This window comes from Corynebacterium sp. KPL1824, assembly GCF_000478095.1.
In the GTDB taxonomy this organism is placed as follows: Bacteria; Actinomycetota; Actinomycetes; order Mycobacteriales; family Mycobacteriaceae; genus Corynebacterium; species Corynebacterium accolens.
Genome location: NZ_KI515749.1, coordinates 202779 through 226869 on the forward strand (window position 1 = coordinate 202779; position 24091 = coordinate 226869).

Genomic DNA, 24091 nt, shown 5'->3' on the forward strand with positions numbered 1-24091 from the left:
GTCTTGATCGATTAAGTACCGAATCCTTCGCACGAGTGCCCCATAGTCCCCGAAAAAGAGGGGTGAGAGATAGGTTGGTGGCATAAATCATATGCGGGCAATCTATGCGTAAAGACCCCGGATTTCATCTACTTAGATGCATATCCGAACACCGTAAATATACATTAATCTGGGAAAACGTCCACCGGATGTGTATTCTGGGGGCGCTATTGTGCATAAATGAAAGCGGAAAAGCGCAGATTTTTTGCGCAGGATACAATGGATCCGCCCGAAAGACGGCGAGAACTACGCGTGAGATGGCTCACAGAAGGAAGGGGATTTATGGGTATTGTGGATAAGTTGACTAAGAAGCGCTCGACAAAGAGGGCGACGGATGAGGTCAGCGATGTGGTCGTCGTCGGCGGTGGCTCTGCCGGCTCCGTCATTGCGGCTCGCCTGACCGAGGACAAAGACACCCGCGTGCTCGTTCTTGAGGCCGGACGCCCGGATTCCCTGTGGGACCTATTCATCCACATGCCTTCCGGTTTCTCTTTCCCCATCGGGGCAAAGAACTATGACTGGATGTATGAATCCGATCCGGAACCGGAGATGAATGGTCGCCGCATCTACCACGCCCGCGGCAAGGTACTCGGCGGTTCTTCTTCTATTAACGGCATGATCTATCAGCGCGGCAACCCCATGGACTACGAAAAGTGGGGCCAGAACCCGGGCATGGATAACTGGGACTTTGCCCACTGCTTGCCGTATTTCAACCGCATGGAAACCACCGCTGCTGCGGATGACGATGACCCGCGTCGCGGCCACGATGGCCCGCTCTACCTGTCCCGCGGCCCGGCTACCTCGCAGCTTTTCCAGGCGCTATTTAAGTCGGTACAAGAAGCGGGCTATAACCTGACCAATGACGTCAACGGTTACCGTCAGGAAGGCTTTGCCCCCTTCGATCGCAATATCAAGCACGGCAAGCGTTGGTCTGCTGCCCGCGCCTACCTGTACCCCAACCAGGACCGCGACAACCTTGAGGTGCGTACCCGCGCATTTACCACCAAGATCCTCTTTGAAGGCACCAAGGCAGTGGGCGTGGAATACGAGTGGCAGGGTGGCACCCACCGCGTTTTCGCAGACAAGATCGTCTTGTCCGCCGGTGCCATCAATACCCCGCAGCTGCTAGAGGTCTCTGGCGTGGGCGACCGCGAGATCTTGGAAAAGCACGGCATCGATGTGGTCAAGCACCTGCCAGGCGTGGGTGAGAACCTGCAGGACCACCTCGAGGTCTACATCCAGTACGAGACCACCAAGTCCACCGCTTCCTCCCAGCCTTACCTGGATAAGTGGCGTTGGCCGTTTATGGGCCTGCAGTGGCTGCTGACGAAGAAGGGCCCGGTGGCTACCTCGCACTTTGAGGGCGGCGGTTTCGTGCGCTCCAACGAGGATGAGGCCTACCCGAACTTGATGTTCCACTTCCTGCCCATGGCGGTGCGCTATGACGGCCAAAAGGCCGACGTTAAGCACGGCTTCCAGTGGCACGTTGGCCCGATGTTCTCCGATACCAAGGGCCACGTGCACATCAAGAGCTCCGATATCCGGCAAAAGCCCTCCATCCTCTTTAATTACCTGCGCACCGAGCAGGACCGCCGCGAATGGGTAGAAGCCGTCCGCGTCGCCCGTTCCCTGCTGGATACCAAGGCGATGGAGGAAGTTGGCGCCCGCGAGTTCAGCCCGGGCCCAGAGGTCCAAAGCGATGAGGAAATCTTGGAGTGGGTCCGCAATGACGGCGAGACCGCACTGCACCCATCCTGCACCACCAAGATGGGCGATGAGTCCGATCCCATGGCCGTGGTGAACCCAGAGACCATGGGCGTATGGGGCATCGATGGCCTGTATATTGCCGATGCATCCGTATTCCCCTCGGTGCCCAACGGCAATATCTATTCCCCAACTATGATGGTGGGCGAGAAGGCTGCGGATCTTATTGCCGGCCGCACGCCGCTCGAGCCGAACCACGCCGAGTGGTACAAGGCTAAGCAGGATATGCCGCTCTACGCTGAGGGCGAAGCAGTCCGCGATCACAAGCACTCCATCCAGGGCGCTGACCACTAAGCACCCTCCCGCGGGATTGCTCTAGCGCCGCGTTTCCCATTGTGGGGCGCGGCGCTTTTGCTTGCCGACGTCCCCCTTTCCCCACCGCGCACCCCTCCGCCTGGCCAGAACCATGATTTAATCGCCGGGCAAGGAATCGGCCCCAATGGAATGAAGCTGGAATGAAGCGCCAGAGTAAAGGAGGTCAGTGATGCTCAGCATTATCGCTGTAGTCATTAGTATCGTTTTCGCCGTTGCCGTTATTAAGAAGCTCGATGACATCGATACGCACCTGAAGGAGCTGCTCGCCGCGCGCGAAGATGGCGAAACACCGCGTTAATCGTGCGGGTGGCTAAGGAGATGGTGAACGAATTTCGAATTAACCAACTGCAAAAGGCCCATACCGACCGTGAAATGGAATTTTCCTGCGATGTAGCTTGAAGGCTATGGCTTCGTAGACCTAAGTGGTTTCCAAGCAGCAGTTCCAGTACTTCGTACGTGGGGTAGCCAACACCGCCGACTTCAAGGAAGTATCATTCCCGGATACCAGCGAAAAGAGTTAGTCATTTGGCTATTAGAAAGCTTCGCTACGTGTGGTTCGACCCGTACGCAATGTCCGTGAGTGTCTAGCCCTTGAGGGAGAACCTGGTGTCAGTGTCGCTGGCCGCACCTACGCCGCCGTCATGTCCGCCGACACCCTGTTCATCACCATCCCCACAGGGGTGGGTGTGGACATTCACGTGAAGATTCTGGAGAATTTCGCCGCCCACGTCGCCCCCTCGTTGTTGGCAGCCGAACCGTGAAGGACCAGTCATCGTCTATCCCATCGACTAATTCTTGCAGGTCGCAGGACTTTCGCGTGACTGTTAGTTCAGCCCATTTTAAATAGTTCACCGAACACTGTATAGTTCAGCATGTGCTGACTATTGCTTCGCGCCTCGACGTCATGAACCGGCTCGGCCGGGCCATGGCTGATCCGACGCGCTCCCGAATCCTGATAACCCTACTAGACGGTCCGAGCTACCCGGCTGTGCTCTCGCAAAGCTTGGATCTGACCCGCTCGAACGTTTCGAACCACCTGTCTTGCCTGCGCGATTGTGGCATTGTCGTCGCTGAGCCGGAGGGCCGTAAAACCCGCTACGAAATCGCCGATCCGCACCTCGCGGCAGCGCTCGAAGCGCTGGTCCACGCGACGCTGGCCGTCGACGAGAATGCCCCCTGTATCGACACTGAGTGCTCGGTGCCCGACTGCGGCGAGAAAGGAAAGAACGCATGAGTTCAGCATGTGGATGCGAACACGAAACCGGCACGGAGATTGACGAGCTCGATCGGCCATGGTGGAAGGACCCTGAGCTACTGCTGCCGATCTTCTCCGGCGTAGCCCTCATAACAGGACTGGCGCTGGACTGGTCCGACTTGGAGACGCCCGCGACGGTACTGTATTGGGTTGGCCTGCTGTTGGGCGCTTACACGTTCGCGCCTGGAGCGATCCGAAACCTTGTCACGAAGCGCAAGCTCGGCATTGGCTTGCTAATGACGATCAGCGCGGTCGGCGCGGTGATCCTCGGATTCGTCGGAGAGGCCGCGGCGCTAGCGTTCCTGTACTCGATCGCCGAGGCACTGGAAGACAAGGCGATGGACCGGGCCCAAGGCGGACTGCGGGCACTGTTGAAGCTGGTACCGCAGACCGCGACGGTGCTGCGCGACGGCACAGCGGCCGAGGTCGCAGCGAAGGACCTCGAGGTTGGCGAGCTAATGCTCGTGCGCCCCGGGGAGCGGATCGCCACGGACGGCATCATTCGGTCCGGGCGCTCCAGCCTTGACACCTCAGCGATCACCGGAGAATCCATTCCGGAGGAGGTTGCGCCCGGCGACGAAGTGCCTGCGGGAGCGATCAACTCCGCCGGGGTGCTGGAGGTCGAGACGACCGCAGCTGGAACGGACAACTCGCTGACCACACTCGTGGACCTAGTCGAGCAAGCGCAGGCGGAAAAGGGCGACCGCGCCCGGATCGCCGACCGGATTGCCCAACCCCTAGTGCCCGGGGTGATGATCCTGGCGGTGCTGGTCGGCGTTATCGGCTCGCTGCTGGGCGACCCTGAGACGTGGATCACCCGTGCACTGGTAGTCCTGGTCGCAGCGTCGCCGTGCGCGCTGGCAATCTCCGTGCCGCTGACGGTCGTGGCCGCGATCGGCGCGGCCAGCCAGTTCGGAGTGGTCATCAAGTCCGGCGCGGCGTTCGAGCGACTCGGCGGCATCCGTCACCTGGCAGTGGACAAAACCGGAACCCTTACCCGCAACCAGCCTGAGGTTACCGGAGTGGTCCCGGCAGACGGATTCGATCGGCCGCAGGTGCTTTCCTTCGCGGCAGCAGTTGAGCAGCAATCGACACACCCCCTCGCCGCAGCGATCGCGGCAGCGGGGCCCGAAGCGCCCACCGCCTCGGACATCAGCGAGGAAGCTGGGCATGGCATCGGCGGCACCGTCGAAGGCCGACGGGTGCTGGTGGGCAGCCCCCGATGGATCGACGCCGGGCCACTGAAAGCAGACGTTGAGCGCATGGAGTCCGAGGGCCAGACCTGCGTCCTGGTCACCGTCGATGACGCTCTCGCCGGGGCGATCGGGGTCCGTGATGAGTTGCGGCCCGAGGTGCCCGAAGCCGTGCAGGCCCTGCACGCCAACGATGTGGAAGTAAGCATGCTCACCGGCGACAACACTCGCACCGCCCGGGCGCTGGCTGGAATCGCCGGAATCGACGACGTGCGCGCCGAGCTGCGCCCTGAGGACAAGGCAAGCATCGTCGCCGAATTCTCCTCCAAGACGCCGACGGCGATGATCGGCGACGGCATCAATGACGCGCCGGCACTGGCGGGTGCGACGGTGGGCATAGCGATGGGAGCGACCGGCTCTGACGCCGCGATCGAGTCTGCTGACGTCGCCTTCACCGGCCACGACATCCGGCTAATCCCGAAGGCGCTGCAGCACGCCCGCCGAGGAAGCCGGATCATCAACCAGAACATCGTGCTGTCTCTGGCCATCATCATCGTGTTGATGCCACTGGCGATCAGCGGCGTGCTGGGTCTGGCCGCCGTCGTGTTGGTTCACGAGGTCGCCGAAGTGATCGTGATCTTGAACGGCCTGCGGGCTGCGCAAGCGAAGCGCTGAGGCTGTGACCGGCAAGTCTCATAGGGGTTAAACCACACGCCGAGCGGACACACCTTGGGCCAGGCACGTCATTCGAGTTCACGGTCCGTCTCCGTGGAATTGGGATCGTACCCGGTGGCCTGTCCGTTCTCGGTGCGTGTGGGCACGGGGGCTGTGGGCGAGCCACCACCCGGCACGTGCCCCAGCCGGTCAAGGGCCCCCGAGCGCTCGGCGTCTCCAGTGCAGATCGTGGAAGGATCGAACTTGCTCAGGGACCAAGCGTCACTGCGAGACTCTTTTCGTCCCGCAACTTGAATAGTTCAGCGGCCTTGATACCACGGACATCTATTCAGAGTGCTGCCGAGTCTCATCGACACAGCCCGCGACTACCTGGGCAGTGTGTTTGACAAAAGACCCCACCCTCATCAGCGTTGCCGAGCCCTCGCCGTTCCAGTTGCCGTAACCGACTAGATGCAGATTCTTCACCGCGGTTTCGCGGCCGCGCATGAGGTGGCGGAATAGACCGAGAGCCGAACGAAAACCAGCGCACCAGATCAGATGGTCGTGCTCACTAAAGCTATCGAAGATGGGGGATGTCCCCGAGGTTCGGGCCGGAATCGCCGCCGAGAATCCGGCGGCGGCCGCGTCGGCGAACGAACAGGCCGCGCTTCAACCTACCCCCCCAATAACGCGAAGCGTCATCAACGCCCCGCGTTACACGTTTAATTTGAACTCCACAGAGTGTCGGCGCAGTTTAACGTGTGCGAGATTCATTCTTGGACCCAGCCCAGTCGCTGGCGTTAACCTTGCACAAAACTACGGCGATGGTCCTGGACGGCCTTGCTGACTGAGCACCCGGCACCTCCATCACAGGCGTTCGTGCTCCCCACATCCTTCGCTCAAGCGGACTGCTATCCCGTAAACCGATGTTGTCACCCCTCCAGGACGGTAGCCTTATCAACCCAGCGAGCCAATAGGCTGAAAGCCGCGAGCTGCTCCAACGCGACTTGCTCCTCACCACCGTCGTGTGGAACATGCATCCCGGGATTGCGGATAGCCGCGTACAAGCCCTCTGCAAAGGCGCGGGCGCCCCGATGCAGGTTCTCAAACGTCTTACTGCCATCATTTTCCATAAGCCGAAGGCGCGGCACATTACGCTTCGGATCACGGAGTGAAAACGCCTCGTTGAAAAGTGCTGTTTCAGATACGTCTAGGCGGTTCAGTTTCGCTTGGGTCTCTGCATTGACGCGGATGGCAGCCTGCATCACGGCTTGATGGTAGTGCCCGTGATTCCAGTAACCCTTGCCATTTTCCCACGCCCACGGATGCAGATTGGCTGCATCTAAGTCTGGCGTGTTCTCTCCGAGCTTTTCAGCGAGTTCAGACCGACGTTCAAGCGCTGTCTTGGCTCGGGCCGCTTGACCCCTCAGCCAGCTATACTCCTTGTCCTGGACCGGAAGTCCTTGTCTCCACCCGGGAAGCACTCGGTCAAGGATCATTTCAACGACATGGGCGCGCGCCGCAGCCTCAGTCGGCGATCCACTCATAACGGTTCCAAGGTAGGCGATGCCCGGGCCCATGTCGGGGACTACCTTCGCTGTGACTTGCAGGAACGCGTCTATCTCATTGATCGCCCACTCGGGGTCCAGCTCGGCCATGCCTCCATTATGACGTATGGGGCTGACATGGCCGGAGAGAACTGGTCTGATACCCCCACCAGAAACACCTCGCATTGTTGCAGGCGCGCTGACGCGCGCACATAATGGAAACCATGAGCGACCCCAACTTCACGATCCGCCAGATCACCTTCGACTGCCACGATCCCTCAAAGCTCGCCAAGTTTTGGTCCGCCGCAACCGGCTGCGAAATCGCCGCGGATTACGGCGATTTCGTGATGGTTGATTCCACCCCGGCGCTGGGATTTCAGCGCGTTGAGGAACCGACACCTGGGAAAAACCGCATGCACGTCGACGTTGGCGGGGCGGAGCGCGAAACTTTAATAGAACGCCTCAAAGACCTAGGCGCCACCGAACTCACCACCCACGAAGCGCCGGGATTGGTGTGGACCGTCATGCAGGACCCGGAAGGCAACGAGTTCTGTGTGGGCAGCCCCAAGGCCTAGCTACACATTGCACCTAAATTCAACCATGTGCTCATCGAATTTTTCAATCAGTCGCCGAACAAAATCAGCCCAATTACGGACTAGACCAAGGTTAAGCGCATCGGGCGTTGAACCTCGATGCACAATTTCACCTCGTATTATGACCAGCTCGGAAACCTGTTTCCGCACCGCCGCGTTGGTTTTCTTCTGCCATTTGATTTCCCGCAGCGGGCAGAAACCGAGGATACTTTTGTACAGGCTTTCGACACCGCCAACGCTAGCTGTGTTGAATCCGTAACGGCCGTCCGAATCTCCTTCGATTCACAATCGAACAAGTTCAAGTACAGCCGATCGCCACGAGTCGCCCACGAACACCCACGGATCACTACTTTGCTCAGCCACCCACGACCGTAACTTTTCCGGCAGCTCATCGGCTTTCTTATTCGTCAAAAGCCATTCAACCGTCTCGATCAGTGATTCTTCGACATAGACCTCCCACGCCGTATAGCAGAGGGATGTACCCGCGCGCAGTAACGGCCCGTAACCTGGCCCCGCGGGCTTTCCCGGCTTAGGGTCCTTCTGTGCGGGATGGTGGTCAAGAAGGGAATTGACATCCTCTAAGAGTTCTTGGGCAGCCTCTAACGCAGTCATATCCCTGACTTCCTTTACTTCTTGTTTCCAGAGGTAGTATTAAATTTAAACTCGACGGAGTGGCGAAAGAAGGCTACCTCACTCAGTTGCAAGCGATTCGAGAAGCCGAAAAGTGTGCCGCAAGGCGTTTCCTGCTCGGAAAGGCAGCCTCCGCAGGCTAGATCGTTCCGCGTCATGAAGAGCTAGCACCGCCGAAGTTCCCCTCAAGTCAGATTCGGACTCATTCTAACAGTCAGTCGCGGGGCGAAAACCAACTCAGCGCGGTCCCGACTGCAACTAAAACTGGTCCTGCCGAAACTAAATACCATCTTCTAACCGCTGGCGAAGCACGACTTCCTCTTCATCGCTGAGCCCAGTGAGTCTTTCCCCCTGATGTTCTTCTTCGAATCGCAGCGCATCCGCCAATGTTTCTTTCAACGGGCGAATCCGCAGGCCAGCTTCGTAGGCTGCGGCGCAATCGAGTAGCGCGATGTTGCGAAACTGTTCACCTGGTACCCACAACGGCAACGATTTTGGGCCCATCCACGGGGTTACATCATTAGCGAGAAGCAGTTCATCAGAGCAAGGTCGTTCCGTAGCCTCCGATGCGGTTAACTCACGCGAAATCTTGAACACATCGGACAAGGAAGTAGCAAACCCCGTAGCGTTAAAGGTTCCGAAAGTCCCAACTTCTGCAGACTCAACTATCCAGCCTGCAAGGTCTTTCACATCAATCATAGCGACGGGAAACGCCGGGTCTGGGACGATCACGTTCTCACCCGTGGGATGCGCGAAGCGCCACGGATAGTAACCACTGCGCCCTGTTTCGTCGCCGTAGCCGGCGATCAGACCGGATCGAACTACCATTACCGACCGATTTGTGCTGCGATAAATCGTTTCGCAAGCAGACTTTGCGGCTGGGTACTGCCCCATGTTCTTCATGTAGTCAATTTCAAGCGGAGCGACTACGGAATCAGACTCAGAAGAAATACTTCCCTGATCCTCATATACGCTGCTCGAGGACACAAATATACGATGCTTGGCCTCGAGTTTCGCCGCCGCATCCCGCGCATGCTTCGGCTGACTCGTCAGATCCACAATGGTGTCCCACGTTTTCCCCGCAACCTCATCGTACGCACCGTCACGGTCACGGTCCGAACTCACAAAGTCAGTTCCGTTGGGAACCTTCCCGTTACCCCGTGCAAGGCAAGTAACTTCATGTCCTCGCTCGACTGCTGCAGTCGCTATGTGTCCTCCAAGGAAACCGGTACCACCGAGCAATAAAAAGTTCATGTCACTAGTTGTGCACGAAACCTTCTCACACGTGAAGTGTCCCAGGTTTTGTTCCGTTTGAGTAGATGGGAAAATCTGGAATATGCCAAGAAAATTTGACCAGGATGCGAAGGACCGTGTGGTCCGTCTTGTAGAGGATCGTATCTTGGCGGAAAACATGTCGATGCGCCCCGCGTGCCAGGCAGTAGCTGCAAAGTTGGGGTTTCATGGCACACGGCTCGTCTATGGACTTAAGTCTGCTCGTCGTGCGGGAAACACCCCAGAACCTGTGCCTGAAGATTTGGCTGCCGAAAATGCCAGGCTACGCCGTGAAAATCACCAGCTTCGAGATACCAATGAGTTGCTGAAGGCTGCGTCAGCTTTTTCGCCTCATGACTCGACCCGAAACGTTAAGAAATGATCCGGTTCATCGATGAAAACCGGAATTATTTCTCTGTCGAGTTCATCTGCACTGGCGTTGAAAAATAACCGGGCTGGTGGGTTTATCACCTCGCGTGGGTATCGCCAGTCCAAGGCCCGTGGGTTAAGTGCTCGTCGACTTCGCGATGCTGCGTTGGTTGAACGCATTAGTGCTGTTCATAGAGATAATTATGGTGTCTACGGTGTGCGGAAAATGTGGCATGCTCTTCGCCGTGAAGGAATCGATATCGGGCGTGAACACACCGCCCGACTGATGCGCCTAGCTGGCGTTTCTGGCAAAGGCAAAGGCGGATCACCAATCACAACCCGAAAAGCTAACGTGCCTGATTTGCGCCCGGACTTGGTCGAGCGTGAGTTCAAAGCCCAGGGCCTTAAACAAGCTGTGGGTGGCCGACATTACCTACGTGCGTACGAAGAAAGGCTTTGTGTACACCGCGTTTGTCACTGACGTTTACTCCCGACGGATCGTCGGATGGGCATTATCGGACTCGATGCGCACTTCAGGCATTACCGCTGCAAGCACTCAACCAAGCGATTGTGAGCGCGAAGGAAACAACAGGCCTTATTCACCATTCGGATCACGGCTTATAGTACGTCAGCGTTGTCTACAACCAGCGTCTCGCCCAGCACGGGATTGCCGCTTCCACTGGGACCGTCGGTGACTCCTACGACAATGCTCTAGCTGAAAACGTTAACGGCTCTTACAAGAACGAGCTCATCCATACTCGCAGGTGGAATGACGTTGTCGAGGTAGAAATCGCGACATTCGAGTGGGTGTCATGGTGGAACGAGGTAAGGCTCCACCAAAGCCTGGGATATCGAACCCCAGCCGAGGCGGAAACCGAATTGTGGAAGAAAAACCCGCAACAGGGAATAATAGAAATCAAGGCAAATGCCTAGGAACAAAACTCGGGACACTTCACTACTATTATTTACAGACTGAAACCTCTATCTGGTACAAGGATCTAGTTCATGACCATTTCCTCACTTCTTACCCTGATGGGGATTTGGCTCGCGGCTTTGGTGTCTCCGGGCCCGGATATCGTGCAGGTCATCCGCGTGGCCCCACGATTCACGCGCGCCGGGCTATTGTGCGCGGTGGGGGTATTTAGCGGAACGGTCTTTTGGATTGTCGCCTCCCTGGCAGGTTTATCGGCGTTGATTACGGCGCGGCCGGGCGTGCTGAGCATCTTGCAATTGCTCGGTGGTCTTTTCTTGCTGTACATGGGCGTATTGTCCCTGCGCAGCGGGTTAGCCGCGCGGCGCGCACCCGCGCGCGAGGTGGACACGGAAGACTACGCGGAGCAGGCGCGGGCGGCTGGCGATGCCGACGTCGAAGACATGACCAACTGGCGGGCCTTCAAGCTGGGGCTGGTGACTAACCTGTCGAACCCCAAGGCTTTGGTGTTTTTCGGGGCGGTATTCGCCCAATTCATCCGCCCGGAAATGTCTGTGGGGTGGACCATCGCCGTGGCGTTGATTCTTGCCGCCATGTCCTTCGTGTGGTTTTCTTCCTTCGCGCTGCTCGTGCGCGCGGCCGCGCGGTGGACGGCGCGGTATTCCGCCGGCATCGATATGGTCTCAGGCCTAGTCTTTGGGCTGCTCGGTGTGGTGATGGCCGGGGAAGGCGCCACCGCGCTGCTGAAGTCACAGTAGTTACCTGTTTCGCTGCAGGTGAGACACTTCCTACAGTTGTTTGCGTTAGTAAAAATGCATATGAATGTGGAGGTGTTAGGTGGCTATAGGTGCCCTTGTGACCCTGATGGGCGTATGGTTCGCGGCCATGGCTTCGCCGGGGCCGGATGTAGTGCAGATTATCCGCCTGGGTGCGCGGTCCACCCGCGCGGCGGTGTGGGTGGCCATTGGCAGCACGACGGGCCTTGCCCTGTGGACCATCGCTTCGCTCGCCGGGCTTTCGGCATTGATCTCTACGCATGAGGGCATCTTGGTGCTCCTGCAGGTCTTGGGCGGCAGCTATCTGCTGTGGATGGCCTATAGCGCGATTTCCTCCGGCCTGCGCGAGCGGCGCGCACCCGCCACCGTTTCCTCCGGCCTGCGCGAGCGGCGCGCACCCGCCACCGTCGTAGGCACGGAGAAGCAGGCACCGCAGCCGCGCGGGTTTACCCCGGACGGCATCATCAAGGCGAAGACCGCCTACCGCATGGGGTTGGTCTGCGATCTTTCCAATCCCAAGGTGGTCATCTTCTTTGGCGCCATCTTTGCCAATTTCATCGACCCAGGCATGGGCGTGGGCGGAAACGTCGTCGTCGCCGCGGTGCTGATACTGGAAAGCTTGGTGCTCTTCGTCGGCGTCGGTTTGAGCACGCGCGCGGTATCGAAGTGGATGGCCAAGAACTCGGCGTGGGTGGACATCGTCAGTGGCATCGTCTTTCTGCTCCTCGGCGTGATTATCCTCTTTGAAGGCATTCGCGGGCTCATTGCGATGTAACCTGAAGTTATGATTTTTACTACCACGAATACCGTCGACGGCTATGAAATCACCAAATACCTGCGCATCATCGCTGGTGAGACCGTTACCGGGATCAATATGCTGAAAGACTTCGGGGCATCGATACGCAATATCACCGGCGGCCGCGCCTCTGGCTATGAAAGCGAGGCCATCAAGGCCCGCGAGGCGGCGCTGGATGAATTGTGGCGCCGCGGTCAGGAATTGGGCGCTGATGGCGTGGTGGGCATCGCCTTCGACTATTCCCCAATGGGCACCAATAATGACATGCTCTTGGTCACCGCCACGGGCACGGCGGTCTCGCTGCGCGCGCGTGACTAAGTCGTTGCACCCCCACCCATAGCCGCGCGGGAACGGGCTCTGGGTAAGCTGGGCGGCATGCTTGAGGTTGCAATTTCTGGCGAGTCCATCAAATTGGGCCAGTTTATTAAACTGGCTAGCTTGGTCGGCACCGGTGGTGAAGCCAAGGAACTTATCGCAGAAGGCGCGGTGACGGTCAACGGTGACACCGAAACCCGCCGCGGCGCCACGCTGCAGATTGGCGATGAGGTGTGCATCGAAGGCACCTGCGCGCGCGTGGGCGAGCCCGACGATGATGATGACTATTTTGATGAAGCCACCGCAGACGATGACTTTGATCCGGAAAAGTGGAGGAATCTATAAATGCCCGCATTTGAAGCCGAAGTAGGCATGCCCTACTGGATCGATCTGACCACCTCGGATCCGCGCAAGTCCGCCCACTTTTATGAGCAGATCTTGGGCTGGGAAATCTCGGCCGAGTCCCAGGAGGACAACCCCTACCAGATGGCGCGCCTGCAGGGCCTGCCCATCGCCGGCCTCATCCCGCAGCCGGACGAGGCGCCTATGCCGGATACCTGGGTGACCTATTTCCTCTCCAAGGACATCGACGGCGATTGCCAGCGCACGGAGAACCTCGGCGGGCGCATCTTGGCCGCGCCCCAGCCTGTGCAGCTAGGGCACATGGCCCTGCTTGCCGATGCCGCCGGTGGCATGTTCGGCCTCATCCAGCCCTCCGGTCCCGAGCACTTCGTTGCCGGTGGCGAACCTGGCACCCCGGTATGGCACGAGCTGACCGCTACGACGCGATTCCAGCAGGCCATGGACTTTTATGGCGAGCTTTTTAACTGGGAGATTCGCGCCATGGAGTCCGAGGACGAGAATTTCATTTACGCCACCGCGGAAGAAGACGGCGCCCCGTTTGCAGGGTTGTGGAATGCCGAAGGCCAGTTCCCACCCCAGGTACCGAGCTTCTGGCAGACCTACCTAGGGGTGCGCGATATCGATGCCGCCGCCGAGAAAGCGGTAGAGCTCGGCGGTGAAATCATCCGCGAACCGTGGGATTCCCCTTTCGGGCGCATGTGCCTGCTCGCGGATTCCACCGGCGCGACCGTCACCCTGACCGAGGTCGAAGACGCTCCCGAGGATGAGCCCACCGAATCCGATGACGTACTCAACCCCACCAGGGACTAAGCGCGGGGAGAGGCGTTTATGTCAGACTCCTCTGATTTAGCACAGCGCGTGCTAGCCATCGTGGCCGTCATCCCACCCGGCAATGTGTCCTCCTACGGTGAGGTGGCAAAACTCGCCGAGTGCGGGGCCCGCAATGTCGGCACCGTCATGAATAGGCACGGTGGTAACGCCGCCTGGTGGCGCGTGGTCCGCGCCAATGGTGCCTCCCACGATCCCGTTCGCGCGGAAGAATACTGGGACCGCGAGGGCATCGAGCATTCTAACGGGCGCGTCGCCATGCATAAGCACGGCATGGATGCGCGGGACCTAAACGAATTATTGGGCGATGATGCTATGCGCGATGAATGATTTCTCCACCACGCATAGTTGCATTAATCGGAATAGTAGATAGTTCTTCAGTCGGGGTTTCAAGCGGGTTTTGTTGCAAGAAGGTGATATCTGCAAGGAATCCTTCTTCAATTTTGCCCTTGTGTCCACTCCAACCGGTAGCACGAGCGGAACCAATCGTATAGGCATCGATAGCTTGCCGTACGCTTATGCGCTCAGCAGGGGAATATGCATTATTAGAAGAGGTCAATCTTTCTACAAAAGATTGAATTACCTTTAATGGGGCGCCTTCAGCTACAGGTCGGTCAGAACTTCCAGGCAGCACAGCGCCGGCATCAAGTAACCTCTTAGCTGGGTAAGAATCCTTAACTCGGTCCGGCCCCAAGAGCTCTGCCATGCTATCGCCGAAAGCCTTAATGAAATGTGGCTGAGGGGCTAATGCGATATCGAGTTCTGCGATGCGTTGTACCTGCGCATCAGTGGTGACCCCACCATGCTCGATGCGGTGAGGAATGGTAGGGCGCCCATAAGCGGCGGTTGCCTTGTCGATGGTGTCGATAGCGAGGTCTACGGCAGCATCACCGAGTGCGTGCATGGCTAAAGACCAACCAGAGGCGGCAGCCCGCAGTGCGCTGGCTTGCATGGCTTCTGGGTCGTGCTGGAAATAACCGGAATTTCCCGCACACTGACAATAGTCATGAGTCATAGCCGCCGTCGTCCCGAGGATGGACCCATCTGTGAAAATTTTCGTAGGTCCAATTTGTAGGCGGTTGTCTCCCAATCCCGTGCGCATTCCGGTATCGAGGGTCAGAACTTTTGGATCATCGGCGTGATGGGGAAGGTCGTGCAAGGCGTCTAGTGTGATCATCGTCTGTACACGGTGTCGTAGAAGATTATTGTCTCGAGCATTTTGATAAGCCTGCAGTTCAAGCGGGGAATGCCCAATCCATCCACCGGCAATTCCTGCATCGGTGACAGAGGTAAGGCCTTCTGCGGCATAGACCTTGGATGCCGCCGCTAATGCCTTTTCCAAGTGAGGAAGGGACTTCGGCTCGAGGAGCTCATTAATCGGGCGCATAGCATTTTCATCTAGTACTCCAGTAGCCTTTCCGCTTTCATCCACATTGATGGTTCCCCCTTCGATCTTTTGTTCAGGGTGGCTACCAATGCCGGCGCGTTCTAAGGCCTCAGAGTTCACTGTTATTGCGTGCCCCGAATTGTGTTTTATAAGGAGGGGCCGCGCCTTGGTAATGGAATCAAGGGTATTGATATCGAGGGGGCCGTCATCCAACAGATGTGGGTTAAAGCCCGAGGCGATGATCCACTCACCCTTAACCTCATCGAGTGATCGCTTTAGGGCGTCATACACGGTGGAACATTTACGCGCATCAGCAAGGCTAATCTCTAAGAGGGTTTCGCCGAACCATACCGAGTGCGCATGGACATCGTTGAAGCCAGGTAGGGCGTAGCTTCCTTCGGCATCGAATTCTGTGTGAGCTGAGGAAGCGAAAGGGGCCTCTCCCGCTGGGGCAATATTGGCGATTTGTTCCCCGAAAACGGCGATATCGTATAGCCTGTTCGTCTCCGTTAAGGGCAGATGAACATTGCGGATAATAGTGCTGAACTGCATCGTAACTCCCTATAGTTGTTTGGGTCACACCCTAACAGGTGGGAAATCTTCAGGGGGAGGGATTGCCGGTAAAGCTCGTTGAATTGTGCATTTATCCAATATGAAGATGATTATATTGTAAAAAATTAGGTTTGTTATAAGTTTATTTGCGCTGGGTCACAGTCTGTATAAAGTGTTGGCCAAGCAAATGAACGGAGAAAAAGTTGTCCGAACCACACAAAACGGCCCTTTCTGGGGCGCACCAGAACGAGGAAAATATAAGTGAGGAAGTCGTAAGCCAAGATATGGGACGGATTGCCTTATCGGCATTCGTCGGTACTGCCTTGGAATGGTATGACTTCTTCTTATTCGGTACAGCTTCGGCTCTGATTTTTAATCACCTATTTTTTGCATCAGGGGACCCGGCAACCGCGGCGTTGGCATCCTTTGCCACTTTTGGTGTGGGATTTTTAGCTCGTCCGCTAGGCGGCGTGCTGTTTGGTCAAATGGGCGACAGATGGGGACGCCGCCCCGCATTGATTCTTTCCATTGTGGTTATTGGTACTGCAACTGGGCTGGTAGGTGTCCTCCCAGATTACTTTGCCATAGGCATCGCCGCGCCTATCCTGCTGACATTGTTACGGCTTCTGCAAGGTATTGCAGTTGGTGGTGAATGGGGTGGCGCAACCACACTCGCTATTGAACACGCACCGGAAGAAAAGCGTGCTCGATATGCATCGCTCGTACAGGTCGGTTCGCCTGCAGGCACATTGCTTTCCTCCGGCGCTTTTGCCTTGGTCTTTATGCTGGACGATGGCCAGGTAGAGTCGTGGGGCTGGCGAATTCCATTTCTTGCAGCTTTCCCTTTGCTCGGGGTAGCGCTATGGATTCGTATGCAGGTTGAAGAATCTCCTGTATTTCGGGCCTTGGAAAATGAAGCAGAAAGCGCACCAAAAGGTTCGCTCAAGGAGCTGTTTACTGAATGTGCTCCTCAGCTTTTGTGGTCGACACTCGCAGCGCTTTTGGGCATTGGTGGATTCTTCGTGATGAATACATACGTGCTGAGTTATGGTTCTTCGGCGCTTGGACTAGAGCGGCAGTCATTGGTCAATGCGACTGTCTTGGCTGCTGTATTCCAGATACTCATCTTGTTCTTTTTGGGTCGCCTTGCAGAGAGGATTGGCAGCAGTCGAGTGATCGTCTTCGGCGGCATTTTAACCGCTATTGCGGCATGGCCCTTGTGGCTAATGATCGACACTGGGAATATGGCAATGGCAACGGTGGCAATCGTTCTTGGAATTTGCTTTGCCACTATTCCTTATTCCGTTATTGGCGTGTTGTTGGGGCAGATGTTCCCAGCCAATCTTCGCTATTCCGGCATGGCCATTAGCTACAACGTATCAGGCGCAATCTCGGGGCTTTTGCCGCTCATTGCTACATGGTTGAACTCTTTCCATGAAGAGCAATCCATAGTTCCAGCCATTATTATCCTCATTGTTATTTCTCTTGCCACTGCCCTCGGTGGGTTCATGGGTGGCCGCCACCAGCGAAGCGATGATGTGCAGGTCCGGGAGAGTTAGTCGCTGACTACCAAGAGCAGGAGCTCAGCGCGAACAACAGGATCTGTGAGGTCAACTCCGCAGAGTGTTTGAATTTTCCTGATTCGAGAGCGCACGGTATGGCGGTGGACTGCGAGGTGCTCCGAGGTGGCAGCGATCTGAGAACCAGCGAGCAAGAATGCTTCAAGAGTGGGGAGCAATTGTGTCCCGTGCTCGGTATCGTAATCAGTCAAAACATCTATGGTGGTGCTGCGGCGATTTTCTAGTGCCTCGCGGACGTACGGGTTATGTAGCCAATCTGGTGCGGGTGATGAGTAGACGCCGCTCGTCCCGCGGTCAAGGCTATGTGCATGTTTGATCATCTGTGTTATTAGCTCGGGATTGACTTCGCGCCAGGGTATTCGCGGAAGGATTGAAACACGCACTGTTGGAAGATTGGGTGCGGAAAGTACTTTTTCCTGCGATATATCGTCTGCGGGGGCGGTGACGATTAGAGCAGCCGAGTTATCTACGGGCAGGTGGAAGTAATTGGTTCCGCCTTGTGCGGTCGTATGTTTTAGTGAAGCTAGGACTCGCCGTAACTGTGCTGGGGTGTCAGCGCACACTAAGTAAGCGGTGACGTTATCGGACGTGGAGAGTGTTGAAAATGCAGCCTCTAGGAGCATTGGCACTGAGGATTCCAATTGCACAGCTAGGGCTAGCTGTCCCAAAAGGTCCTGTGCAGTGGACCATGGGGGCTGCAGAAGCAAGCCAGCTAGCCCGACTACATGTCGGATTAGCGCGCGGTCAAAAGAGCCTATTTTTTCGGTGGCGCAGACTGTGAGCCCGTAACGATGCTGGGAATTGCTCTGAAAGTAGGTAGTTACCGTGGATAGGTTCCCTGAATTTTTAGAGTTCACAGAATGTGCCGTTGACGGTGAGTCCGAGACAGAGAAACTGGAATCATTCGTTGTTTTCAACGCATCGAGTCCTTGATACGTAGCACTTGCAATCTCAATGCCTTGGGCATCGGTGAGGGTGATTGCGGCGTGTAGCTCTTTTCCGGCATGAGTTATGAGCGAATTAATGCCTTGGGTCGCAGCATGATTTAATCGCTCTTGTTGGCGCTCAAATACGCGTCGTTGTTCTTGGTCTTGGCGGGTGAACTCCGCATTTACAGCGTTGATGATGGATATGAACGGAATGGCACGGGGGACCTCAAATAGCGTAAGGCCATGGTCTATGCATGCGCGTTCTAGCTCGGGAGGCACCTTAGAAAAAACCAAGCCGGTTCCGAATCCGATGCCGTGTACACCGGCCGAGGCCAGCGTGCGCGCGTAGGTAGAGAAATCCGCCGGGGAATGTTCAAAGGCGAGGCCCAAGGTAAGAACGACCGCTCCTTCTTTGGTGAATTCGGTGGGATTTTTAAGTTCGCTGGCTTGGACCGTGGTGAAAGACTGGTGGGGACAATGAAGCGGGCGCAGTTGTAGTTTGCTTTGATGAAAAAGCCAGGTAAAAGTACTGGTGCTCATAAAAGTCTCGCTTGCTGTCGGAGTAGCTATACGGCCTGTATATCACAGTGGGAAATTTTCACCATAGTGTACGTAGAGGAGAATCTATGTAGACGGTCACAATGTATTTAGGCAGGTTGAAAATCACTGTGTGGAAAGGACACGATATGCGAGAGCTTGAATACCGTTTGGAGCAAACCCGCAAAGTAGTAGGCCAGCTCCCTGGGCCGAAGAGTGCTGAATGGGATGCCCGCCGTAAGGCGGCGCTGCCGGCTGGGCTCAATCCGGGCCTGCCAGGCTATGTGGTGGATGCCGATGGCGGGATCCTTGTAGATGCAGATGGAAACCGGTTCATTGACTTCGCTTCCGGCATTGCCGTGACCTCTGCAGGCGCCTCTAACCCGGCGGTGGTACAGGCGGTACAAGAAGCGGTAGCACACTTCACTCATACGTCTTTTCCTATCTCGCCGTATTCCTCATACGTCGCGGTTGCGGAAAAGCTCAACACAGTGACGCCCGGTGACCACGAAAAGCGCACCATTTTATTTAATTCTGGAGCGGAGGCTGTAGAAAACGCGGTCAAGATTGCCCGCAACTACAGTGGCAAAACCAGTGTGGCCGTGATGGACCGCGCGTTCCACGGCCGCACCAATCTCACTATGGCGATGACCGCCAAGCAAAGCCCTTATAAGTCAGGATTTGGGCCATTTGCGCCGGATGTCTTCCGCGCACCGATGTCTTATCCGGTTCGCGATGGCCTTAGCGGAGAAGAAGCCGCAAAGCGCACTATTACCACTTTGGAACAAGAGATCGGTGCCTCTAATTTGGCTTGTGTGGTCATCGAGCCGATCCAGGGTGAAGGCGGCTTCGTTGTTCCTGCGGAAGGTTATCTTCCCGCCATTGTTCAGTGGTGTAAGGATAATGACGTCATCTTTATCGCGGATGAAATCCAGGCTGGCATGATGCGCACTGGTACCTGGTTTGCTAGTGAACATGAGGGCATTGTCCCCGATATGATCACTACTGCGAAGGGCATTGCCTCTGGCATGCCGCTTTCTGCTGTAACTGGGCGTGCCGAAATTATGGATGCTCCACAGCCAGGCGGCCTTGGCGGCACCTATACCGGTAACCCGGTGGCCTGTGCAGCTGCTTTGGCCACATTTAAAGAATTCGAAGAAAAAGACTTCGGTGCCCGTGCTAGCCGCTTGGAAGACATTGCGCGAGAGGAGCTGGCGGAGCTTATCAAGGATGAGCGTGTTGCCGACTTCCGCGGTCGCGGCGCGATGTTGGCACTGGAGTTTGTCACAGCGGACGGTGAGCCAGACTCGGAGTTGGTGCATAAGATTGCCGCCGCTGCGAAGGAGGAAGGAATTCTTATATTGACCTGTGGTCTTGACCACAACGTCATTCGCTTCCTGCCTTCGCTGGCTATTCCAGAGCACTTGTGGCGCGAGGGCTTGCAGGCGGTCGTGGACAAATTCCACGAATTTAAGTAAAGCCGGTTTGGCCTTTGTGCCACCCGGCCTAGTCGCCGGTTTCCCCTTCCCAAGGCTGGATACCGGCGCGCTCCCAAGCGTTGAGGAAGGCTGTTGTCTCTTCCTCGGTGGTGATGGAAACGCGCACGCCCTCATCGAGGTAACGGCGGATAATGATGCCTTCCTCCGAAATCTTTCGCTCTACTTCTTTAGCATCACCTCGTGGTAGCCAGACGAAATTGGCGCGTGATTCGGGAACACCGAGGGCCTGTGCCACGCGGGTGCGCTGACGTTTGGTTTCGTCCACGCGTGCATCCAGCTCATCTTGGGCATGAAGTGCGGCGATGGCTCCAAGCTCGCCAATGTAGCTGACAGTGAGTGGCAAGGCGAGGAGATTGAGGGCATCGACAAGCTCGGGTGATGCCATGCCATAGCCCACGCGCGCGCCTGCAAGACCAAAGGCTTTGGAGAAAGTCCGAGCACCAATGAGATTTGGGTAGTTCTGAATCTCCTTGGCCGCATTTGGGCTATCCGGATCATCGTTATATTCCCAGTAGGCTTCATCTAGGAGGACCACGATGTCCTTCGGTACCCGAGCCATGAAGTTTTCGAATTCTTCCTGGCTAATGGTGGTACCGGTGGGGTTATTAGGATTGCACAGGATGATGAGGCGCGTCCTATCGGTGATTGCATCGATCACTGCATCGAGGCCTAGTCGGTCATCATGCGTAAGCGGAGTCATTATGGGTTCGGCGCCAGCCATGCGCACATACAGCGGATAGGCTTCAAAAGAGCGCCATGGAAAGATGACTTCGTCGCCGGTATGGCAGGTAGCCATCACCGCCTGCTGCACAATGGCAGATGCTCCTGGGGCTACCGCGATGTTTTCTTCTGGTAGGCCCAGATAAGTCGATAATTCCGCTCGCAGCTCTGGTGAGCCATTGATTTGGTACCGATTCGCCACAGAAGCCGCCTGCGTCATAGCCCCCAGAACGGATGGAAGGGGTGGATTTGGAATTTCATTTGCAGAAAGCTTGAGCTTATTTGGCTCAGTTTTACCGGGCTTGTAGTCGGGGAATTTGTGCAAATCATCGCGTAGCATCGTAGTGCTTCTCCTTAAAATTGAATGTCAGCAGTGGAGAGATCGACGTTGAAATATAATGACAATCTTTTGAATTGACAAGGACGGAGAGGGAAGGGGGCCTTTAAATCAGGTTCCAGACCGTTACGGCCATAATGACAAGGCCCATTCCAAAGACGAAGTAATTCCAGATATCATCCTTGAACTGGGAATAGTCATCAAACTTCTTAAACATGTAGACAGGCAGTAGGTAGACCAAGAAGGCAACGAAGATGCCACCGACCACGGAAATCATGTCCACGATGGAAGGGTTATAGACGGACACCAAGGTGGTAGCCGTAAACACAATGATGTAAATGATATTGAGCAAGGTACGGCGGGACACCTTATTTGCCAATCGAGGTACAGCGATGCGCAGCAAATATTCCGTGCCTTCCTCAGAGCCCAACATGTGCCCAAAGTAAGAAGAAATGATTGCGCACATGGTGATAACTGGTGCCATGTAGGCCATGAATTGTGAGCCCGTAATGTTTGCAAAGTAGGACAGCACGGGGATGTTTTGCTCAGTCGCTTCCTTCATACCGTCTGCGCCCAGGGCTAGTACACATGACCAGACGAAGAACATGGTGAATACGACGAGCAGAGCGGCAGTATAGACCTCCGTGCGGGAGACATGTTTTTCCGTCTTATCACCGTAAGTGGGCTGCATATCTACGGAGAATTGTGAAAGCGCTGCCATGTGGGAAAAGGAAAAGACCAGGACTGGCAGAATTAACAGAATTCCTTTCAGGATGCCCAAGCCACCGTCTTCATACTCAAAGTGGATAAAGCTTTGGATATCCCACTTTGGAATCAAATAGAACGAGGTGGCAGCCAGGGTGATGATGAGCGGGTAGACCAGTATTTGCGCTAGCCACAGCATGGGCTTGCGGCCAATGGCAAAAAGGCCAGTCATGATGCCAACGCAGACGATAGATAGTACCCACCGGTTAATGCTGGGGCCACCGAGTTGGTTGACGATAAAGCTGTCGACCACGTTGGTGATGCTGATGCCATAAATAAGCACCGTTGGGACGATGGCCAGCCAATACAAAATGGCGATGAAAAGTCCACCATTGCGACCTAAGTAATGGCGTACAAGCTCTAGGACATCTTTGCCGTGCTGTTCTTTTGGGGCACCGCTGACGATCCGAGCGTAAGTCCGGTGAGAAAAGTAAACCAGAGGGAAGATGAAAACTGTGGCAAATACCAGCGGCCAAAAGCCAAACGAACCGGCGTTAAGCGGCAAGAAAAGAATGCCGGCACCAACGGCGGTGCCAAACAAGGTGATTACCCAGGAAAGAGTGGAACCAGTCGTTTCGGCCTTTTGCGTTTGCTGCGAATTATCACCCGGCGAGGAAGGATTATCAGTGTTTTCTGTGTTCGCCGGATCGTGAATTGGGGTACTCATAATGGTCCTCAGTTATTAATTGGGGCGGATGGAATGAAAATTCAGTCTTTTGACTGCCACGGTCCGCGATTTAAGCGTTAAGTGCGCCTTGGCATAGCTCAGTCAGGGTGGCTGTCATCATGCGCACGCCGTCTTCCATGTCTTCATCTTTCGTAAACTCTGCCTCATTATGAGAGATGCCGTCTACGCTGGGGATAAAGAGCATGACGGTGGGGCAAGTATCTTTCATATTGGTCGAGTCGTGCCCCGCTACGGTTTGGACTTGTTCGTGCTTGAGGCCAAGCTCAGTGGCAACCGCATCGGCCAGGTGGACGCCTTCTGGTTGGTAGGGCGATAGCTTCCACTCATGCGTGGGGGTGAGTTCAATTTTTACCTTGGCTTCTAATTCGGCTTTGCTAACGATGTCGCGTACTGCCGCGTAGCCCTCATTGAGCGTGTCCCAGTCTGGGGAACGCAGGTCCAAGTTCATCTGCACTTCGCGGGCGATGGTGACTGGGGAATTGGGTAGGACTTTCATGGTCGAAACGGAGGCCTGCAGCGGGTGTCCTTCGCGGGCTTCGGCATAGCGGCGTAGTTCCGAAATCACAATGGAAGCACCAAAGAGTGCGTCTTGACGGTCCGCCAGAAGGGTAGATCCAGTGTGCCCCTGTTCGCCGCGAACAGTGACTTGGAATTTTTTGGCGCCCCACGTCTCAGCCACGAGCCCGATGGTGGCACCGGAGTTATCCATGCCGCGTCCCTGCTCGACATGGATTTCCGCATACGATGCGGCCTTGGGTGGGGTAAAGCTGCCGATGAACCCGTGGCGTTCCAGTTCAGAGCGGGCAGTGGTCCCATCCAGCGCAGTTGATTCATAGGCGCTGGTGAGATCCATCTTTCCGGTATAAACCGAGCTACCCATCATGGAAGGTGTAAAGCGCGAGCCTTCTTCGTTGAACCAATTGACCACCGCGAGATTATGGGTGGGGGTGAGCTCGCCAGCCTCCACTCGGCGCTTGACTTCAAGCGCTGCGTGGGCGGAGGCCAGGACTCCGTAAGAGCCGTCGAAGCGCCCTGCTAGAGGTTGGGAATCCATGTGGGACCCAGTGAGTATGAAGTCGGCACCGTCTATGAAATTGAGCAATCCGTATTGGTTGCCAATCTCATCGTATTCGACGCGGAAATCGTGGCTTTCTAGCCAAGTGTGGAACCAGCGGCGTACGGCAGCATCCTCGTCGGTGGCTGCCTGGCGGTCGATTCCGCCGCCTGAGGTGGCACCGAAAGAAGACATGGTATGAAAATCTTCGATAAATTCCGGTGTGTCTTGTGTCGATGTAGCAGACATAAAAGGCTCTCCTCAGCTCTTTGTAGTGTGCATCACAAAGAAATACATTAGCGAGCAATATTACGTTTTATTAGTGAATTTGAGAAAATGATGGGTTATAGTGGCTTTTATTGTGCATTTGCACAAAATTAGGTTGGGAGAGGGCTCGGGCCGG

The 24091-nt window shown here is 56.1% G+C and carries 23 protein-coding genes and 1 pseudogene; 15 read left to right on the forward strand and 9 right to left on the reverse strand.

All coding sequences use genetic code 11. The annotated features are described in order from the left end of the window. The first annotated feature begins 321 nt into the window (after positions 1 to 321). The 5 genes from betA to HMPREF1267_RS00925 all read left to right on the forward strand — a co-directional run bounded on the left by betA (position 322) and on the right by HMPREF1267_RS00925 (position 5241). On the forward strand, positions 322 to 2097 hold the full coding sequence (betA, locus tag HMPREF1267_RS00905) for a choline dehydrogenase (RefSeq protein ID WP_023028084.1): 1776 nt from the start codon (positions 322 to 324) through the stop codon (positions 2095 to 2097). 190 nt (positions 2098 to 2287) lie between these two features. Continuing rightward, positions 2288 to 2416: a hypothetical protein gene (locus HMPREF1267_RS00910; RefSeq protein WP_005280591.1), complete on the forward strand. Its 129-nt coding sequence runs from the start codon at positions 2288 to 2290 to the stop codon at positions 2414 to 2416. A gap of 253 nt (positions 2417 to 2669) precedes the next feature. Beyond that, complete coding sequence (locus tag HMPREF1267_RS13525) at positions 2670 to 2879, forward strand: hypothetical protein (RefSeq protein WP_023028085.1); 210 nt, start codon at positions 2670 to 2672, stop codon at positions 2877 to 2879. Between the two features lie 113 nt (positions 2880 to 2992). Continuing rightward, positions 2993 to 3352 carry a helix-turn-helix transcriptional regulator gene (locus HMPREF1267_RS00920; RefSeq protein WP_023028086.1) on the forward strand — a complete coding sequence of 120 codons (360 nt, stop codon included), beginning with the start codon at positions 2993 to 2995 and terminating at the stop codon, positions 3350 to 3352. Further along, a complete protein-coding gene (locus HMPREF1267_RS00925) occupies positions 3349 to 5241 on the forward strand; it encodes a cation-translocating P-type ATPase (protein ID WP_023028087.1) in 1893 nt (630 codons plus the stop codon). Before HMPREF1267_RS00920 ends, HMPREF1267_RS00925 begins: the two co-directional genes overlap by 4 nt. A 911-nt stretch (positions 5242 to 6152) precedes the next feature. Here the strand turns inward: HMPREF1267_RS00925 and HMPREF1267_RS00930 are convergent. Next, positions 6153 to 6878 carry a TIGR02391 family protein gene (locus HMPREF1267_RS00930; RefSeq protein ID WP_023016479.1) on the reverse strand — a complete coding sequence of 242 codons (726 nt, stop codon included), beginning with the start codon at positions 6876 to 6878 and terminating at the stop codon, positions 6153 to 6155. Between the two features lie 113 nt (positions 6879 to 6991). Between HMPREF1267_RS00930 and HMPREF1267_RS00935 the strand changes: the two genes are divergently transcribed. Beyond that, positions 6992 to 7342 (forward strand): VOC family protein, encoded by a 351-nt coding sequence (locus HMPREF1267_RS00935; RefSeq protein WP_023016480.1) that lies wholly within the window; start codon positions 6992 to 6994, stop codon positions 7340 to 7342. Here the strand turns inward: HMPREF1267_RS00935 and HMPREF1267_RS13530 are convergent, their stop codons facing one another. From HMPREF1267_RS13530 to HMPREF1267_RS00945, 3 genes are all read right to left on the reverse strand, one after another. Continuing rightward, the gene (locus HMPREF1267_RS13530) at positions 7343 to 7642 is read right to left on the reverse strand and encodes a HEPN domain-containing protein (RefSeq protein WP_366513730.1); all 300 of its coding nucleotides are present in this window, start codon (positions 7640 to 7642) and stop codon (positions 7343 to 7345) included. Further along, positions 7643 to 7972 (reverse strand): hypothetical protein, encoded by a 330-nt coding sequence (locus tag HMPREF1267_RS13090; protein WP_023016482.1) that lies wholly within the window; start codon positions 7970 to 7972, stop codon positions 7643 to 7645. Between the two features lie 297 nt (positions 7973 to 8269). Further along, positions 8270 to 9244 (reverse strand): NAD-dependent epimerase/dehydratase family protein, encoded by a 975-nt coding sequence (locus HMPREF1267_RS00945; RefSeq protein ID WP_034653306.1) that lies wholly within the window; start codon positions 9242 to 9244, stop codon positions 8270 to 8272. An 82-nt stretch (positions 9245 to 9326) separates the two neighbouring features. Between HMPREF1267_RS00945 and HMPREF1267_RS12930 the strand changes: the two are divergent. From HMPREF1267_RS12930 to HMPREF1267_RS00975, 7 genes and pseudogenes are all read left to right on the forward strand, one after another. Continuing rightward, positions 9327 to 10564, forward strand: a pseudogene (locus HMPREF1267_RS12930) (IS3 family transposase). A gap of 72 nt (positions 10565 to 10636) precedes the next feature. Then, complete coding sequence (locus tag HMPREF1267_RS00950; RefSeq protein ID WP_023016486.1) at positions 10637 to 11320, forward strand: LysE family translocator; 684 nt, start codon at positions 10637 to 10639, stop codon at positions 11318 to 11320. A gap of 106 nt (positions 11321 to 11426) precedes the next feature. Next, positions 11427 to 12113: a LysE family translocator gene (locus HMPREF1267_RS00955; RefSeq protein WP_232215111.1), complete on the forward strand. Its 687-nt coding sequence runs from the start codon at positions 11427 to 11429 to the stop codon at positions 12111 to 12113. A 9-nt stretch (positions 12114 to 12122) separates the two neighbouring features. Next, the gene (locus tag HMPREF1267_RS00960) at positions 12123 to 12452 is read left to right on the forward strand and encodes a YbjQ family protein (protein ID WP_005276253.1); all 330 of its coding nucleotides are present in this window, start codon (positions 12123 to 12125) and stop codon (positions 12450 to 12452) included. 57 nt (positions 12453 to 12509) lie between these two features. Further along, the gene (locus tag HMPREF1267_RS00965; protein ID WP_023016489.1) at positions 12510 to 12794 is read left to right on the forward strand and encodes an RNA-binding S4 domain-containing protein; all 285 of its coding nucleotides are present in this window, start codon (positions 12510 to 12512) and stop codon (positions 12792 to 12794) included. Further along, positions 12795 to 13622 carry a VOC family protein gene (locus HMPREF1267_RS00970; RefSeq protein ID WP_023028089.1) on the forward strand — a complete coding sequence of 276 codons (828 nt, stop codon included), beginning with the start codon at positions 12795 to 12797 and terminating at the stop codon, positions 13620 to 13622. Positions 13623 to 13640: 18 nt separating this feature from the next. Beyond that, positions 13641 to 13970 carry an MGMT family protein gene (locus HMPREF1267_RS00975; RefSeq protein ID WP_023016491.1) on the forward strand — a complete coding sequence of 110 codons (330 nt, stop codon included), beginning with the start codon at positions 13641 to 13643 and terminating at the stop codon, positions 13968 to 13970. Here HMPREF1267_RS00975 and HMPREF1267_RS00980 read toward each other — a convergent pair. Then, positions 13954 to 15579 carry an amidohydrolase gene (locus HMPREF1267_RS00980; protein ID WP_023028090.1) on the reverse strand — a complete coding sequence of 542 codons (1626 nt, stop codon included), beginning with the start codon at positions 15577 to 15579 and terminating at the stop codon, positions 13954 to 13956. The two genes, HMPREF1267_RS00975 and HMPREF1267_RS00980, sit on opposite strands and share 17 nt — an antisense overlap. 203 nt (positions 15580 to 15782) lie before the next feature. On the opposite strand from HMPREF1267_RS00980, the gene HMPREF1267_RS00985 reads away from it, so the two are divergent. Then, a complete protein-coding gene (locus tag HMPREF1267_RS00985) occupies positions 15783 to 17138 on the forward strand; it encodes an MFS transporter (protein ID WP_051141740.1) in 1356 nt (451 codons plus the stop codon). Here the strand turns inward: HMPREF1267_RS00985 and HMPREF1267_RS00990 are convergent. After that, on the reverse strand, positions 17135 to 18628 hold the full coding sequence (locus HMPREF1267_RS00990; RefSeq protein WP_023028092.1) for a PucR family transcriptional regulator: 1494 nt from the start codon (positions 18626 to 18628) through the stop codon (positions 17135 to 17137). The genes HMPREF1267_RS00985 and HMPREF1267_RS00990 overlap by 4 nt on opposite strands. 146 nt (positions 18629 to 18774) lie before the next feature. Here HMPREF1267_RS00990 and gabT point away from each other — a divergent pair, with 146 nt between their 5' ends. Then, positions 18775 to 20103 carry a 4-aminobutyrate--2-oxoglutarate transaminase gene (gene gabT / locus HMPREF1267_RS00995; RefSeq protein WP_023028093.1) on the forward strand — a complete coding sequence of 443 codons (1329 nt, stop codon included), beginning with the start codon at positions 18775 to 18777 and terminating at the stop codon, positions 20101 to 20103. 28 nt (positions 20104 to 20131) lie between these two features. On the opposite strand, the gene HMPREF1267_RS01000 is transcribed toward gabT, so the two are convergent. The 3 genes from HMPREF1267_RS01000 to HMPREF1267_RS01010 form a co-directional block, all read right to left on the reverse strand. Next, positions 20132 to 21184 carry a histidinol-phosphate transaminase gene (locus HMPREF1267_RS01000; protein ID WP_005276271.1) on the reverse strand — a complete coding sequence of 351 codons (1053 nt, stop codon included), beginning with the start codon at positions 21182 to 21184 and terminating at the stop codon, positions 20132 to 20134. Between the two features lie 103 nt (positions 21185 to 21287). Further along, entirely contained in the window at positions 21288 to 22613 is a 1326-nt protein-coding gene (locus HMPREF1267_RS01005; protein WP_023028094.1) for an amino acid permease, read from the reverse strand. A 70-nt stretch (positions 22614 to 22683) separates the two neighbouring features. Further along, positions 22684 to 23937, reverse strand: coding sequence for a M20 family metallo-hydrolase (locus tag HMPREF1267_RS01010; RefSeq protein WP_023028095.1), 1254 nt, complete (start codon positions 23935 to 23937; stop codon positions 22684 to 22686). Positions 23938 to 24091: the final 154 nt, after the last annotated feature.

Coding starts and splice junctions, on each gene's coding strand:
- HMPREF1267_RS00925 (WP_023028087.1), top strand. CDS start 3,349: ATGAGTTCAGCATGTGGATGCGAACACGAAACCGGCACGGAGATTGAC.
- HMPREF1267_RS00955 (WP_232215111.1), top strand. CDS start 11,427: ATGGGCGTATGGTTCGCGGCCATGGCTTCGCCGGGGCCGGATGTAGTG.
- HMPREF1267_RS01010 (WP_023028095.1), bottom strand. CDS start 23,937: ATGTCTGCTACATCGACACAAGACACACCGGAATTTATCGAAGATTTT.
- HMPREF1267_RS00990 (WP_023028092.1), bottom strand. CDS start 18,628: ATGAGCACCAGTACTTTTACCTGGCTTTTTCATCAAAGCAAACTACAA.
- HMPREF1267_RS00935 (WP_023016480.1), top strand. CDS start 6,992: ATGAGCGACCCCAACTTCACGATCCGCCAGATCACCTTCGACTGCCAC.
- HMPREF1267_RS13090 (WP_023016482.1), bottom strand. CDS start 7,972: ATGACTGCGTTAGAGGCTGCCCAAGAACTCTTAGAGGATGTCAATTCC.
- HMPREF1267_RS01005 (WP_023028094.1), bottom strand. CDS start 22,613: ATGAGTACCCCAATTCACGATCCGGCGAACACAGAAAACACTGATAAT.
- HMPREF1267_RS00975 (WP_023016491.1), top strand. CDS start 13,641: ATGTCAGACTCCTCTGATTTAGCACAGCGCGTGCTAGCCATCGTGGCC.
- HMPREF1267_RS00950 (WP_023016486.1), top strand. CDS start 10,637: ATGACCATTTCCTCACTTCTTACCCTGATGGGGATTTGGCTCGCGGCT.
- HMPREF1267_RS00910 (WP_005280591.1), top strand. CDS start 2,288: ATGCTCAGCATTATCGCTGTAGTCATTAGTATCGTTTTCGCCGTTGCC.
- HMPREF1267_RS01000 (WP_005276271.1), bottom strand. CDS start 21,184: ATGCTACGCGATGATTTGCACAAATTCCCCGACTACAAGCCCGGTAAA.
- HMPREF1267_RS00970 (WP_023028089.1), top strand. CDS start 12,795: ATGCCCGCATTTGAAGCCGAAGTAGGCATGCCCTACTGGATCGATCTG.
- HMPREF1267_RS00965 (WP_023016489.1), top strand. CDS start 12,510: ATGCTTGAGGTTGCAATTTCTGGCGAGTCCATCAAATTGGGCCAGTTT.
- betA (WP_023028084.1), top strand. CDS start 322: ATGGGTATTGTGGATAAGTTGACTAAGAAGCGCTCGACAAAGAGGGCG.
- HMPREF1267_RS00980 (WP_023028090.1), bottom strand. CDS start 15,579: ATGCAGTTCAGCACTATTATCCGCAATGTTCATCTGCCCTTAACGGAG.
- HMPREF1267_RS00930 (WP_023016479.1), bottom strand. CDS start 6,878: ATGGCCGAGCTGGACCCCGAGTGGGCGATCAATGAGATAGACGCGTTC.
- HMPREF1267_RS00960 (WP_005276253.1), top strand. CDS start 12,123: ATGATTTTTACTACCACGAATACCGTCGACGGCTATGAAATCACCAAA.
- gabT (WP_023028093.1), top strand. CDS start 18,775: ATGCGAGAGCTTGAATACCGTTTGGAGCAAACCCGCAAAGTAGTAGGC.
- HMPREF1267_RS00945 (WP_034653306.1), bottom strand. CDS start 9,244: ATGAACTTTTTATTGCTCGGTGGTACCGGTTTCCTTGGAGGACACATA.